Annotated in this window: 10 protein-coding genes and 1 pseudogene; 5 read left to right on the top strand and 6 right to left on the bottom strand. The window is 75.9% G+C overall.

The features are described 5' to 3' along the window. Positions 1-76 precede the first annotated feature (76 nt). A pseudogene (locus ABZW03_RS25595) lies at positions 77-550 on the bottom strand (inorganic diphosphatase); the annotation flags it as partial. 98 nt (positions 551-648) lie between these two features. Between ABZW03_RS25595 and ABZW03_RS25590 the strand changes: the two are divergent. Then, positions 649-1,464 carry a hypothetical protein gene (locus tag ABZW03_RS25590; protein WP_355262684.1) on the top strand — a complete coding sequence of 272 codons (816 nt, stop codon included), beginning with the start codon at positions 649-651 and terminating at the stop codon, positions 1,462-1,464. A 103-nt stretch (positions 1,465-1,567) separates the two neighbouring features. Then, entirely contained in the window at positions 1,568-2,638 is a 1,071-nt protein-coding gene (locus ABZW03_RS25585; RefSeq protein ID WP_355262681.1) for a restriction endonuclease, read from the top strand. Between the two features lie 60 nt (positions 2,639-2,698). On the opposite strand, the gene ABZW03_RS25580 is transcribed toward ABZW03_RS25585, so the two are convergent. The 3 genes from ABZW03_RS25580 to ABZW03_RS25570 all read right to left on the bottom strand — a co-directional run bounded on the left by ABZW03_RS25580 (position 2,699) and on the right by ABZW03_RS25570 (position 7,034). Beyond that, a complete protein-coding gene (locus tag ABZW03_RS25580; protein WP_355262678.1) occupies positions 2,699-4,546 on the bottom strand; it encodes a CocE/NonD family hydrolase in 1,848 nt (615 codons plus the stop codon). Between the two features lie 216 nt (positions 4,547-4,762). Continuing rightward, a complete protein-coding gene (locus ABZW03_RS25575) occupies positions 4,763-5,593 on the bottom strand; it encodes a Mut7-C RNAse domain-containing protein (protein ID WP_355262675.1) in 831 nt (276 codons plus the stop codon). Between the two features lie 124 nt (positions 5,594-5,717). Further along, positions 5,718-7,034, bottom strand: a complete 1,317-nt coding sequence (locus tag ABZW03_RS25570) for an MFS transporter (RefSeq protein ID WP_355262672.1) — start codon at positions 7,032-7,034, stop codon at positions 5,718-5,720. A 470-nt stretch (positions 7,035-7,504) separates the two neighbouring features. Between ABZW03_RS25570 and ABZW03_RS25565 the strand changes: the two genes are divergently transcribed. The 3 genes from ABZW03_RS25565 to ABZW03_RS25555 all read left to right on the top strand — a co-directional run bounded on the left by ABZW03_RS25565 (position 7,505) and on the right by ABZW03_RS25555 (position 11,923). Then, positions 7,505-10,003 carry a molybdopterin cofactor-binding domain-containing protein gene (locus tag ABZW03_RS25565; RefSeq protein WP_355262669.1) on the top strand — a complete coding sequence of 833 codons (2,499 nt, stop codon included), beginning with the start codon at positions 7,505-7,507 and terminating at the stop codon, positions 10,001-10,003. A gap of 80 nt (positions 10,004-10,083) precedes the next feature. Further along, positions 10,084-10,581: a (2Fe-2S)-binding protein gene (locus tag ABZW03_RS25560; RefSeq protein WP_355262666.1), complete on the top strand. Its 498-nt coding sequence runs from the start codon at positions 10,084-10,086 to the stop codon at positions 10,579-10,581. Positions 10,582-10,696: 115 nt separating this feature from the next. After that, a complete protein-coding gene (locus ABZW03_RS25555; protein WP_355262663.1) occupies positions 10,697-11,923 on the top strand; it encodes an alpha/beta hydrolase in 1,227 nt (408 codons plus the stop codon). Here the strand turns inward: ABZW03_RS25555 and ABZW03_RS25550 are convergent. Both ABZW03_RS25550 and ABZW03_RS25545 read right to left on the bottom strand, forming a co-directional pair. Continuing rightward, positions 11,920-12,519 (bottom strand): TIGR03086 family metal-binding protein, encoded by a 600-nt coding sequence (locus tag ABZW03_RS25550; protein WP_355262660.1) that lies wholly within the window; start codon positions 12,517-12,519, stop codon positions 11,920-11,922. The two genes, ABZW03_RS25555 and ABZW03_RS25550, sit on opposite strands and share 4 nt — an antisense overlap. 111 nt (positions 12,520-12,630) lie before the next feature. Next, the gene (locus ABZW03_RS25545) at positions 12,631-13,422 is read right to left on the bottom strand and encodes a 3-oxoacyl-ACP reductase family protein (RefSeq protein ID WP_355262657.1); all 792 of its coding nucleotides are present in this window, start codon (positions 13,420-13,422) and stop codon (positions 12,631-12,633) included. Positions 13,423-13,659: the final 237 nt, after the last annotated feature.

Raw genomic sequence — 13,659 nt, 5'->3', positions numbered from 1 at the left:
GCCGCCGTCCGGGTGGTCTGTCGAGACCGCGCCTGGCGCGCCGCGCCGCGCTCGCCGGGTCGGCGAAGCGGGTGCCCGCCGCGCGGGCGCGCGACTCGGCGATCTCGGCGTAGGCGGCGTCGCGGCCCGCCCAGTGCGAGCCCTCGACGGACTTGCCGCGCTCCAGGTCCTTGTACACCTGGAAGAAGTGGGTGATCTCCAGCAGGTCGAACTCGCGCAGGTCGCCGATGTCCCGCAGGTCCGCGTAGCGCGGGTCGCGGGCCGGGACGCAGAGCACCTTCTGGTCCGGGCCGCGCTCGTCGCGCATCACCCACATGCCCACCGCCCGGCAGGTCAGCACGCAGCCGGGGACGGCCGGCTCGCCGCCGAGCACCAGGGCGTCCAGCGGCTCGCCGTCGCCGCCGAGGGTGCCCTCGACGTAGCCGTAGTCAGTGGGGTAGGCGGTCGCCGTGAAGAGGGTGCGGTCCAGCCGGATCCGGCCCGCCACGAAGTCCATCACGTACTTGTTCCGCGACCCCTGCGGGATCTCGATCATGACCTCGAACTCCACCGCGGCCTCCTCCTGGGCTCCTGGAGGGAATTGTCCGCCGTCCGGGCGGCCACCGAAAGCACCCCCGCCGTTCAACCGGCTCCACTACCATCCGACCCATGGGGAGTTGGCGGGTCACTGTCCTGGACCACCACCGCCGCGGGGGCGGCCGGCCGCAGGGGCTCCCGGAGGGGCCGCTGGCCCACCGGGACGGGGTGGAGCTGCACGTCCGGAACGGCGGGCTCGCCTGCGTCGACGCCGCCGGCACCGTCCGCTGGCAACGGCCCTGCCCGGGCCGCCCGAACGCGGCGCACCTCTCCTCCGGGCGGGCCCTGGTCACCACCGACTCCGTCGAGTACACCGCCTGGGGCCACCTCGGACCGGCCCTGCTGCTGGACCTCGCCGACGGCACCACCGTCGCCGAACTGCGCGGCGAGCGCGGCGCGGCCCTCGGCGGCGGCCGCTTCGCGCTCGGCCTGGCGGGCTACGACGCCTTCGACACCCGGGCCTACGACCGGGACGGCACCCTGGTCGACTCCTGGCGCAGCTACGGCCACTACGTGGTCGGCGGCGGCCTGCGGGTGGTCGAGACGGACCGCCGCCACCCCACCGGGAGCCGGGTGGTCCGCCTGCTGCCCGGCGGCCGGATCGAGCGCGGCCCGCAACTCGCCGACCCGCAGGCCCCGGCACCGCTGGTGCTGCCGGACGGCACCCTGCTGGTGCTGGACGCGGGAGTGCTGCGCGCGGTCGGCCGGGACCTGGACGACGCCGTCCTGGCCGAACTCCTCCCGCTGGCCCCGCAGGAGCAGCCGCGCTTCACCGGCTCGCTGCACCGCACCGCCGACCGCCTCACCGTCGACCTGGTCGAACGCCACCCCACCCGGATGGGCGCCTACACCACCCACACCTGGACCCTCGCCCTGCGGGAACGCTAGATCTCGATTGTGCGGCGGAACTGACGGCCCGACAGTGCTTCGTCCACGATTCCCCTACGGTGGCGCCTGCAACAACCGTCACCATGCAAGAGGGGGCACGCCCATGTCCCGGAGCCGGAAGCTCCACCGCCTCAGCAACCCCGACGTCGACGAGCGCCGAGCCCAGCGCGCGCTGTTCCGTCACCTCCGCGACGACACCAACGCCAATCGCGGCCGGATGGCCAAGCGCGTGCGCGAACTCCAGCTCCTGCTGGCGATGGACCCGGTCGAGTTCGAGGGGCTGATCGCCCGGCTGATGGAGGCGATGGGCATGAAGGTCGAGCTCACCGCCCGCTCGCGGGACGGCGGGGTGGACGTCCGCGGCATCGACCCGGACCCGTTCCGCGGCGGCAACGTCATCGTGCAGGTGAAGCGGTACCGGGACACCGTGGCGCCCTCCGCGGTGCGGGACCTGTACGGGACCCTGCGGCACGACCAGGCCGCGACCAAGGCCGTCCTGGTCACCACCAGCAGGTTCGGCCCCAGCTCGCACCAGTTCGTCGCGGGCAAGCCGATCACCCTGCTCAACGGCGCCGAGTTGGTCGGGCTGCTCAAGCACCACGGCTTCCACGAGGTGTTCGCGGACGCCCGGGACGGCGCCGAGGCCGACGCCCTGGACGGCCTGCCCGCGATCGAGGTGGCGAGCGAGCCGTCCCGGCTGCTGCTGCACTGGACCGGGGAGGAGGAGTACGACATCGCCGCCCTGGTCTGCGCGGGGAACGTGGCGCTCTCCGACGACCACCTGGTGTTCTACAACAACGCTTCGACGCCCGACGGTTCGGTGCGGCTGGTGACCGGCTACGGCGACGCCAACGCCTGCCTGATGGTCGACTTCGACGCGCTGCCCGCCGAGGTCGACCGGCTCGTCGTCATCGCCGCCGCCGACACCGAGAACCACCCCGGGGCCACCATGGGCGGGTTCGCCGGGCCGGCGCTGATCCTGGAGGCCGGGGACGGGCAGGACGCGGCCGTGGTGCACCTGGCGGACGGCGCGGAGACCAACACCGCGATGCGGCTCGGCCGGTTCGACCGCGAGCCCTCCGGGGACTGGGAGTTCACCCCGGCCCTGGCCGGCTACCCCGGCGGACTGCGCCAGGCCGTGACCGCGTACGGGCTGGAGGTCGTGGACGCCTGAGGGGTCCTGGACGCCTGACGGGGGCGGGGCGCCCGGGGTGGGCGCCCCGCCGCACGGGGGTCAGTGCACGACGGGGAGTTCCAGGACCGAGCCCCGGGCGCCGCCCCAGCCGATCCGGTACTCCGCCCGGCCGTCGGCGGGGAGCAGCTGGAAGGAGTCCGGGTTGGCGGCGGCGACGGTGAGCCTGATCCGGTCGCCGGAGCGGAACAGCACCGAGACGGGCTGGAGGTCGACGGTGACGCGCTGGGCGCTGCCCTGCGGGAATTCCTGGGCGTCCCGGGCCGCGTAGCTGCGCGGCGTGCGCAGCCGGCGCCAGTCCGGGTTGGTCCGGCGGTCGGCCACCGCCCGGTCGGTCAGGGCGAGTTGGCCCTCCGTGAGGTAGGTGACCCGGCCGTCCGGCGCGACGTCCTCCAGGTAGACGTGCAGGGCGCCGCGGGCCGAGCCCGCCAGGCCGGTGACGTCGAGGGTGACCGTGCCGTTGCCGGTGACCCGGGTGTCGGCGGCCAGCGGCACGGTGGTGTAGCTGAGCAGCTTGGCGTCGACGGCGGCGCGGTCGGGGTAACTGACCTCGTCCCCGGTGAGGTTGGTGTTCCAGCGGTCCAGCGGGCCGGTGCCCGCGGTCGGGTCGAGGCGCAGCGGGTCGGAGCCGGTGCGGCGGTCGTCCGGCCGGGCGCCGAGGGTGCCGCCCTCGCCGAGGGGGAACCGCCGGGTGTGGGTGCCGGGCACCGGCCAGCGGGCGGTGGTGCGCCAGACGTCCTCGTTGAAGGTGTAGTAGTGCACCTGCCGCCGGCCGTCCGGGCGGGCGTCGCCCCGGACGTAGCGGTCGAAGAAGTCGAGCACCCGCCGGTCGTTCTCGGCGCGCTCCTGCGCGGTGAGCGGGCGGGCCGGGTGGAACGGGTCGGCGAGCCAGTGGGCGCCGTGGTTCCAGGGGCCGATCCAGACGTCCTGGGTGTTGGACAGGCCGGTGAACTGGGAGAGCACCCCGTTGGCGGTGCCCGCGTCGAGCCAGCCGGCGCTGGTCAGGACGGGCACCCGGCCGGCCTCGACGGCCTCGCCGCGCTCGCCGACGCTGCCGACCGTCCAGCTCTTCGGGCCGTCCCGGTAGTCGCGGTGGACACCGGTGTTCGCCATCTCGACCAGGTTGGCGTTGCCGGCGTGCTCGGCGCGCGCGGCGGCGAGCAGGGCCGGGCCGTCGGGGCCGTCGACCGGGCGGGGCTGGAGGCCGGTCAGGCCGGTGTCCGCGCAGAGCTTCCGGGTCCGCTCGTCCGTCGCGCAGGTGGTGCCGCCGGCCTGGTCGAGGATGCGCAGCAGCAGCGCGTACGGGGCGATCCGGGGTTCGATCTGCACGCCGCCGGGGCGCACCAGGTCCTCGTACGGGTCGAAGTCGTAGGAGATCGGGGCGGCGGCGGTGATGTGGTGGTTGCCGAGGGAGGTGGCGAGCATCGCGGTGTCGCCGCCGTAGGAGATGCCGGTGGTGCCGATCCGGCCGTTGGACCAGGGCTGGGCGGCGATCCAGTCGCTGAGCGGGCCGCTGTCGGCGATCGCGTCGGCGCCGAGTTCGGAGGTGAGGGTGCCGAAGGAGGCGCCGGTGCCGCGCAGGTCGGCGACCACGTAGGCGTAGCCGCGGGCGGTCCACTGCCGGGCCTCGGCACCCGCGCCGCCGGGTTCGCCGATCCGGACCGCGGCCCGCCAGTAGCGCTGGGTGACCAGCACGGTGGGCAGCCGGGCGCCGGCCCGGGTGCCCGCGGGCAGGTGGACGTCGACGGCGAGGCGGACCCCGTCCGGCATGGTCACGTAGCGCGACCGCAGTTGCGGCTCGGCCGGCCCGGCGGCCTCGGCGGCGGCCGGGGCGGCCGCGAGCCCGAGGACGGCCGCGGCGGCGACCAGCGCCGCCAGCGGGCGGCGCACCGGCCCCCGCCTCCACCGGAGGGCCGCCTTCCGGGGGGCTTCCGCCGGGCGCGGACCGGCTCCGGCCGCGGCGTCCCCCGCCTCCGCGCTGCCGAAGGGCTGCTGACCTGCTGGATGGCTCATGCGACGACCTGGCCTCTCCCGTCCGAGCGAGTAGCGTGGTCCCGTCCCCCACCGCGATGGGACCACGGGCGCCGGGCCGGCCGCCAGAGCGCGCTACCCCGAGACGACCCCGATCCGTCCCTGGCTCTGCCCTGACTCCTCGCCGGCCGGCTCCTCACCGGCTGACTCCTCGTCGGCCGGCTCCTGGCCGGCGCCGGTACGGCCGCCCCCGAAGTCGCGCACCGCCTCGGTGACGATCGCCTCCAGCCGGGCGTGGTGGGCGCCGCGCCAGTAGGCCTGGCCGCAGTCGGTGCACTGGGCGAAGGCGTCGTAGGAGCGCTCGGTGCCGTCCCGCAGCTGCTCGCGCACCGAGGTCTTGGTGGCCGGGAGCAGCGTTCCGTTGCAGGTGGTGCAGCGGCTCCAGGGGGTGAGCGGCGGTGTGAACCGGGAGAGCACGTCGCGCAGTTGCTCGGCGGGGCGGTGGCTGTAGACGTAGGCGCCGGCCCACAGTTCGCGGCGGCGCAGCAGGCCGCGGTCGCGGGAGAGCATGATCCGCTGTTCGGCCGCCGAGCGGGCGGCGAGCGCGGCGTCGCCGATGTCGGGGTTCTCGTACGCGGCGTCCACGCCGAGCAGGCGCAGCCGGCGGGCGAGGGTGCCGAGGTGGACGTCGAGCAGGAAGCGCGCCGGGACGGGCGAGGGCTGCGGCCTGGTCACGGCCTGGACGGCGATCTCCTCGCCGTCGGCCGGGACGTGGGTGTCGGGCACCGCCCGGCCGTCCACCAGCAGGCCGCCCACCTCGGTGAGCGGGACGCCCAGGGACTCGACGACGTGGCCGAGCGTGGAGGTGCCGTCGGTGCGCAGCGCGGTACGGCCGGCCCGCCGGGGCGCGGAGACGAAGAGGTGCAGCTCGGGGGCGAAGTCGAGCCAGATCTGGGGTCGGTCCACGCGGCCAGCATGCCAGCGGGCGGCGGGCCGGGGCCACCGGGTTTCCGGGCCCCGCCCCGCCACGCGCGGCCCCGCCCTGCCACGCGCGGCCCCGCACCCCCGCCCGCCACCACGAGGAACGACCTCAGGCCTGCGCCGCGCCCGCGACCGCCGGCGCGGGCGGTTCCACCGCGTGATCGCGGTCCCGCGCCGCCCAGCGGGCGACCGGCCCCATCGCGTACCCCGCGGCGAGGAACACCCCGCCCAGGACCAGCCAGCCGGCCAGGCCGCCGTCCAGCAGCAGCGCGGTGAGCAGCAGCGGCCCGAGGGTGCGGGCGACGGCGACGCCGGTGCCGAAGAAGCCCTGGTACTGGCCGATCCGCCCGGGCGGGGCGAGGTCGAAGGCGATCTGCCAGCTGCCGGCCGACTGCCGCATCTCCCCGGCCACCTGCAGGACGGAGGCCGCGACCAGCAGCGCGCCGACCGCCCAGACCGGCACGTCCAGCGCGGACAGTCCGAAGACGGCGCAGGAGCCGAGCAGCAGCACACCGGCGGAGCGGACCGCCCGGGCGGCCGGCTCCAGTCCGCTGACCCCGCGCGCCGCCCGGACCTGGAAAGCCAGCACCGCAAGGGTGTTGAGCACGAAGAGCGCCGAGCCGAGCCAGCCGATCCCGGGGGCGCGCGCGGCGATCCAGAGCGGGATGATCAGGCTGAGCAGCGGCATCCGCAGCAGCAGGACGGCGTTGACGGCGGTGACGGCGGCGTACCGGCGGTCGCGCAGCACGGCGAGCCGCGGCCCGGCGTCCGACGGCCCCGCCGCGGGCGGGGCCTCGGGCAGCCGCCGCAGCACCAGCGCGCCGAGCAGGAAGCCGAGCGCGGTGACGGCGAAGGCGGCCAGGTACGCGGCGCGGGTGCCGACGCCGAGCGCGATGCCGCCGATCGCCGCGCCGACGGCCAGTCCGCCGTTGAGGGTCGACTGGATGTGGGCGAGCAGCGCGGTGCGCTGCGCGGGCGGCACCAGGGCGGCGACCAGTGCCTGCCGGGCGGCGGTCAGGCCGGACTGCGCGGTGGCGTAGAGGCAGACCGCGAGCAGGAACAGCGGGTAGGAGCGGATCACCAGGAAGGCGGCGACCACGGCGGCCGTGCCGAGCGCGAGCGCCACCGAGGTGCGGCGCGGGCCGCGCCGGTCGGCGAGGTGGCCGAGCGGGACGCCGGCGAGGGAGCCGAGCGCCCAGGCGAGGGTGAGGCCGAGCCCGAGGGCGGTCGGCGACATCCCGACCACCCGGGTGAAGTAGAGGGCGGAGCAGGTGTAGTAGGCGCCGTCGCCCACGGCGGCGGCCAACTGGGCGGCCGCAAGGGTCCGTTGGGGCCCGGCTGGCGGCAGGAGGCCCCCGTGCGGGGTGCTCCGGCGCAGGACGTCCCGACCCGGGACCCCCGGACGGGCGGCGCGGTCGGTCGGCATGCCCCCTCCTTCACTCGTTCGCGGGCGCCGTCCGCCGTGCGCCGTCCGCCGACCGGGACGGCCGGGCGGTCACCCACACGCGTCCCCGGCCGTAAACGTCCTCACGGTCCGTCACCCTTGTTCGCTGCGGCCGGACGGGCGGCGCGCGGAGTCGCCCTCCGCGACCGCCACCTCCGGCGCACCCCCGACCCTACGGGGAAACCGGCCCAGTGCACCGGTCCAGTGATCAAGGAATTCCCTGGGCCAATTCGCCGCACCGCCGCACCGCCGACCGACCGCTGAACCCGCGTGCGAGGGGCGTCAGTTGGCGCCTCCCGGCCCTTCCGGGCGGTCCTGCCCCGGCCTCGCCCGCGCCGCCGAAGCGCCGTCCGTACCCGCTCCGAATCCGCTTCCGCCGACCGTCACACAACCGTGATCGGGCCTGCCAGGGGCCAACTTTGACCGTGTTGACCCGTCAGTAGCGCCCTTTTATGCTCAACGGCGTTCGCGATCCGGCACCGGGCCGGGGCCGCCCCGCCCGCCCGTTCCGTCGCCGTCTCCGGCTCGAAGGGTGTCCTCCCATCAGCACCTCCACCGCCCCCTCGGACTCCGCCGGACACCCTGGCGACACCGGACACCCGCGCTCCCACTCCGTCCCGAACACCGTCGACGCCGCCGCCCCGGACACCGCCGGGGCCCCGGACGCCCGGGCGACGGACGTCCGAACGACGGACGCCGGAACGACGGACGCCCCGGGGACGGAGCGCGGCCCCCGCCGCCGCCGCTTCCTCACCTACCTGCTGGCCGCGCCGACCCTCACCGTCGCCGCCGGCCTCGGCCCCGACGCCGCCGCGACCGCACCCGCCCGGGCCACCGTCCCGACCCCCACCCCGGCCGCCCTCCCGGTGCGCGAGACCGCCCTCCCCCCGCGGCTGGCCGGCCTGCCCGGCATCCCGGACATCGTCGACCTCGGCGACGCGATGATCATCGCCGGCCTGCCGACCGCCCACCTGCTGGTCCTCGAGGTCACCCCGGCCGGCCGCGCCGCGCTCCACCTGCCCCGGCTGGAGGTCGGCCAGGGCCTCACCACCGCGATCGCCATGATCGTCGCCGAGGAGCTCGACGCCCGGCTCTCCGACGTCGACGTCCCGCTCTCCGACGGCCGCCCGGAACTGCGGTTCAACCAGCTGACCGGCGGCTCCAACTCGATCCGCTCGCTCTACGACCCGGTGCGCGCCGCGGCCGCCGCCGCCCGGGCCCGGCTGGTGACCGTCGCCGCCGAGCGCTGGAACGTTCCCGCGACCACCCTGCGCACCGCCGACTCCGCCGTCCTCGCCCCCGACGGCCGCCGCCTCGGCTACGGCGAGCTCGCCGCCGCGGCGGCCACTGTCGCCGCACCCGCCGTCCCGGCCATCCCCAAGCCCCCCGGCCAACTGCGCCTGGTGGGCCGGCCGACCGGCCGGATCGACGCCCGCGACATCGTCACCGGCCGGGCCGTGTACGCCGGGGACCTCAAGGTCCCGGGCGCCGTGCCCACCGTGGTCGCCCGCCCGACCACCGTCAACGGCACCCTGAAGTCGCTGGACGCCTCCGCCGCCCGCGCGATGCCCGGGGTCCTCGGCGTGGTGCAGATCCCGACCGGCGTCGCCGTCCTCGCCGAGACCTTCGACCAGGCGCTCAAGGCCCGCGACGCGCTGCGCACCACCTGGAACCCGGGCCCGGTCGCGCACCTGTCCGACGCCGACGTACGGTCCCAGCTGCGCGCCGCCCACCTGCCGTCCCTCCCGCCGCCGCCGTTCTCCCACCGGGTGGAGGCGGAGTTCGACTTCGCCTTCGTCAACCACGCCCCGATGGAGGTGCTCACCGCCGTCGCCGACGTCCGGCCGAACCGGGCCGAGCTGTGGTTCGCCTCGCAGAGCCCGATCGTCGCCCAGGGCACCATCGCCGCCGAACTCGGCCTGCCGGAGAAGGCCGTCACCGTCCACGTGGTGCGCGGCGGCGGCTCGTTCGGGCGCCGGCTGTTCTTCGACGCCGCCCTGGAGGCCGCCCAGGTCTCCAAGGCCGCCGGCCGCCCGGTCAAGCTGATGTGGACCCGCAACGACGACATGCGCCACGGCCGGGTCCGCCCGGCCAGCCACCACATCGTCCGGGCCACCTACGGCCTCGGCCAGGTGTTCAGCTGGGCGCACCACGTGGCCGGCGTCCGCACCGACCTCGGCCACGGCCTCGGCGACATGCTCACCGCCGCCGGCTACCAGCTCCCGCTGGCCGGGCTCACCGCCTCCGAACTGTTCTTCCTGCTCACCGAGAAGGTCCCGTACGACGTCGGGGTGCCCACCCAGCTGCTCGCCGAACTGCCGCTGGAGCTGCCCACCGGCAGCTGGCGCTCGGTCTACTCGGGCACCGTCCGGGTCGCCGACGAGATCGTGATGGACGAACTCGCCCGCCGGATGGGCGAGGACGAACTGGCCTTCCGCCGCGCCCGGATGCGCAGCGCCGCCGGACGGGCGGTGCTGGACGAGCTCGCCGCGCGGGGCCGGTGGGGCCGCCCGATGCCCCCCGGCCACGCCCAGGGCATCGGCTACCACGACGAGCACAGCGCCTGCGCCGGCTACCTGGTCGAGCTGGACGCCACCGACCGGGCCAACCCCCGGGTGACCAAGGCCGTCGTCGTCGCCGACGTCGGCCGGGTGATCAACCCCAGGGGTCTGGAGGCCCAGCTGACCGGCGCGCTGGTCGACGGCATCTCGGTGATCCTGCAGGCCGGCAACCACCTGGACAACGGCGCCTTCCGGGAAGGGAGTTTCGCCGATTTCCGCTACGCCCGGCAGCGGCACACCCCGCCGGTGGTCGAGGTCCACCTGATGCCGCCGAGCGGACCGCCGGGCGGCGCGGGCGAGTTGGGCGTCCCGGCCGCCTCCGCCGCCGTCGCCAACGCCTACGCCCGGGCGACCGGCACCAGCCCGCGCTCCTTCCCGATCGACTTCTGATCCCCGACCGCCGTCCGGCCGCCGACCGCCCTCCGACCACCGGCAGCCGTCCCACCACCAGCTGAGGAATCCCGAGCCCCATGCCCACCCACACCTTCGTCCTCAACGGGCGGCCCGTCACCGTCGAGGCCCCGGACGACATGCCGCTGCTCTGGGTCCTGCGCGACAAGCTCGGCGTCACCGGCCCCAAGTACGGTTGCGGGGTGGGCGTCTGCCGCGCCTGCACCAGCCACCTGGACGGCCAGGAGTTCCAGCCCTGCACCCGGTCCGTCAAGGACTGCGCGGGCCGCACCGTCACCACCATCGAGGGCCTGGCCGACGGCGAGGTCCTGCACCCGGTCCAGGAGGCCTGGCTCGCCTGCGACGTCGCGCAGTGCGGCTTCTGCCAGCCGGGCCAGATCATGACGGCCGTCGCCCTGCTGCGCCGCACCCCGAACCCGACGGACGCGGACATCGACCAGATCCAGAACATCTGCCGCTGCGGCACCTACCCGCGCATCCGCGAGGCGATCAAGCAGGCCGCCGCGCGACAGGCGACCGCCCGGCAACCCGCCGCCCGACAGCCCACCAAGCACTGACCCGGGCCGGCGCCGCCGTTCGCCCCCTGGCCCCACTGGTCCGGACCACCTAGGCTGACCGGACACGCCGGTCCGCCGCCGGGCGAACGATCCGACCAGCCAAGGAGGGTGACGCATGATCAGGCGCCGTTCGCTGCTCGCCCTCGCGGGTCTGGGCGGGGCCGCCGCCCTGCTGCCCGCCGGGCCCGCCCAGGCCGCCGCGCCGCGCACCGCCGCCCCGCCGAGCACCGTCGGCCCGCTGCGCACCGTCGCCCCGCCGAGTACCATCGACCTGCCCACGCCCACCGTCGGCCGGCCGGTCGGCACCACCAGCCTGCACCTGGTCGACCACGACCGCCCCGACCCGTTCGCACCCGTCCCCGGCCCGCGCGAGCTGATGGTGCAGCTCTGGTACCCGGCCGGCGGCACCGCCGGCCGGCCCCGCGCGCCCTACACCACCCCGCGGGTCGCGGCCGCCATCGAACAGGGCCTGCCGCTGGACGCGGGCACCCTCGCCCTGGTCCGGCCCACCGCCCGCGTCGACGCGCCCGTCCACCCCGGCCCGCTCCCCCTGCTGCTGCTCGGGCACGGCCGCAAGGGCGGTCGCAGCAACTGCACCGCGCTGGCCGAGGAGTTGGCCGCACACGGCTACCTGGTCGCGGCCGTCGACCACACCTACGACGCCGCCGCCGTCGAGTTCCCGGACGGCCGGGTGGTGCGCAGCGTCCTGTCGGAGGACCCGCCGGACTGGGACGCCGCCGAGCGCGCGGAGATCGCCGCGCGGGTCGGCGACCTGCGCTTCGTCACCGGTCGACTGACCGGCCGCGGCCTGCCGTTCCGGGTCGACGAGGAGCGGATCGGCGTGTTCGGCCACTCCATGGGCGGCGCCGCGGCCGCCGAGGCGCTGCGCCAGGACCCGCGCTTCCGGATCGGCCTCGACCTCGACGGCGGCCTGTTCGGCTCGCCCGTCCCGGAACTCGGGCTGGACCGGCCGTTCCTGCTGCTCACCGCGCTCGACGACCACGACACCTGGCGGCGCTGGCGCGAGCACCACCACGCCTGGGGCCGGCAGCTGCGCACCCTGGGCGCGGGCCACCTCAGCTTCACCGACCTGCCGCACGCCGCCCTCCCCGGCAACCTGCCGAGCCACGTCCCCGCCGAGCTCTGCACCGCCCTGCTCGGCACCCTCGCCCCCGCCCGCGCCACCGAGCTCACCCGCGGATACGTCCGGGCCTTCGCCGACCACTTCCTCCGCGACCGCCCCGCCCCGCTCCTCGACGGCCCGTCACCGCGACACCCGGAGGTCGAGTTCCGCTGGAGCCGCTTCCGGACGGCGGCCGGACGGCGGCCAGACGGCGGCTAGACGGCGGCTTCCGGGTCGCGGCCGAAGAAGGCGGCGAGCCGGTCGTACGCCGGGGCGTCCTCGGGGACGTCGACGGCGGGCCCGAAGGCGTGGTGCTCCTCCTCGGCGCCGCGGTACTCGGGCTTGAGCGCACCGCCGGCCCAGGCCAGCGCGGCGTCCGCGACCTCGTGGTCCAGGCCCTCGGTGGACTGGCCGGTGGCCCGGGCCAGGTCCCAGCCGTGGACGGCGAATTCGGCGATCTGCTGGTCCACCGGGAAGCGGGCCGGCACGGTGCCGACGCCGGGGAGTTCCAGGGTGCCGCCGAGGTCGCCGGCCGCGCGCCAGGCGTCGACCAGCTCCTCCGCCCCCGCCTCGAAGGCGTGCAGCCAGTCCTCCTCGACCCGCTCGAAGGGCTGCGACCAGTCCGGCTGCCCGCCCCGCGCCCGTACGGTGAACTGCCGCAGGTCGTCCAGGAGATGGCTGACCAGGTCGCCGACGTCCCAGGAGCGGCAGGGCGTCGGGTGCCAGGCCAGCTCGACACCGGTGCCGTCGATCAGCCCGGCGGTCTGCGCGAGGGCCCGGGCGAGCAGCTCGATCGGGTCTTCCGCTGCGGTCATGGCACACCTCTCGGTACGGGTCCCGGTGCGGGCGCACGGTGTCAGGCCGGGTGATCGTAAGCGCGGACGCCGACCACCGCCCGGCACGACACCGTGCCCCTCGCCCCGGTGTCAGGCGGCGAAACCGCCGTCCACCGCCAGTTCGGCGCCGCTGACGTACCGGCCTTCGTCGCCCACCAGGTAGGCGACGGCGGCGGCGACCTCCGCGCCGGTGCCGAAGCGGCCGAGCGCGGTGAGCCCGGTCTGGAGCTCCGCCGCGGGGCCGTCGGCCGGGTTCATATCGGTGTCGATCGGCCCGGGGTGGACCAGGTTGGCGGTGATCCCGCGCGGCCCGAGCTCCCGGGCCAGCGCCTTGGTCAGGCCGATCAGCGCGGCCTTGCTGGTCGCGTACAGCGTGGTGCCGGGGAAGGCGACGCGCTGGGCGACGCAGCTGCCGATGGTGACGATCCGCCCGCCCTCGGCCAGGTGGGCGGAGGCCGCCCGGGCGTACAGGAAGGGCGCCCGGACGTTGACCTCCAGCGTCCGGTCGACGTCCTCCAGCGAGAGCTCGCCGATCGGGCCGAGGACGCCGACCCCGGCGTTGTTCACCAGGACGTCCAGCCTCCCGAACCGCTCGACGACGGCCTCGACCACTCCCTGCACCGCCTCCGGGTCGGCGCTGTCCGCCCGGACGGCCCAGCCGTTCCGCCCCATCGCGGTGATCTTCGCCGCGATCTCCTCGGCCGGCTCCGCGCCGCCCTGGTAGGTCAGCACCACGTCGGCGCCGTCCTCGGCCAGCCGCAGGGCGACCGCCGCCCCGATCCCCCGGCTGCCGCCGGTCACCAGGGCGACCTTGCCGTCGAGGCGGTTGACACCGTTGACGCCCGTGCCGCCGTTGACCGCTGCCGCGCTGTTCATCGTCATATCTCCAGAACTCCTCGTTCCGATCTCGGACATGAGGTGATCCTGCTCCGAGGCGCCTCAAACCTCCGGCGGTATTCGGACGTTGCGTTCAACGTTCAACCATGCCGGAAACGCGCCCCTCACCCCGGCGCGCGCACCGGCTACCGGTGGGACGACCCGACCGCCGGCAGGAACGGCACCCGCCAGCCCCAGGCCAGGAACGCCGCGTCCGACTGCACCGCCGTCATCAGCGACAGC

It is taken from the genome of Kitasatospora sp. NPDC004799 (assembly GCF_040609095.1).
Lineage (GTDB): Bacteria > Actinomycetota > Actinomycetes > Streptomycetales > Streptomycetaceae > Kitasatospora.
The sequence above is the reverse complement of the archived record's forward strand: the minus strand, read 5'-3'. Positions and strand labels throughout refer to the sequence as shown.

Bases quoted from the DNA above. Each gene is read 5' to 3' on its own strand.
- ABZW03_RS25590 (WP_355262684.1), top strand. From the start codon at position 649: ATGGGGAGTTGGCGGGTCACTGTCCTGGACCACCACCGCCGCGGGGGC.
- ABZW03_RS25565 (WP_355262669.1), top strand. From the start codon at position 7,505: ATGCTCAACGGCGTTCGCGATCCGGCACCGGGCCGGGGCCGCCCCGCC.
- ABZW03_RS25560 (WP_355262666.1), top strand. From the start codon at position 10,084: ATGCCCACCCACACCTTCGTCCTCAACGGGCGGCCCGTCACCGTCGAG.
- ABZW03_RS25555 (WP_355262663.1), top strand. From the start codon at position 10,697: ATGATCAGGCGCCGTTCGCTGCTCGCCCTCGCGGGTCTGGGCGGGGCC.
- ABZW03_RS25585 (WP_355262681.1), top strand. From the start codon at position 1,568: ATGTCCCGGAGCCGGAAGCTCCACCGCCTCAGCAACCCCGACGTCGAC.
- ABZW03_RS25550 (WP_355262660.1), bottom strand. From the start codon at position 12,519: ATGACCGCAGCGGAAGACCCGATCGAGCTGCTCGCCCGGGCCCTCGCG.
- ABZW03_RS25570 (WP_355262672.1), bottom strand. From the start codon at position 7,034: ATGCCGACCGACCGCGCCGCCCGTCCGGGGGTCCCGGGTCGGGACGTC.
- ABZW03_RS25545 (WP_355262657.1), bottom strand. From the start codon at position 13,422: ATGACGATGAACAGCGCGGCAGCGGTCAACGGCGGCACGGGCGTCAAC.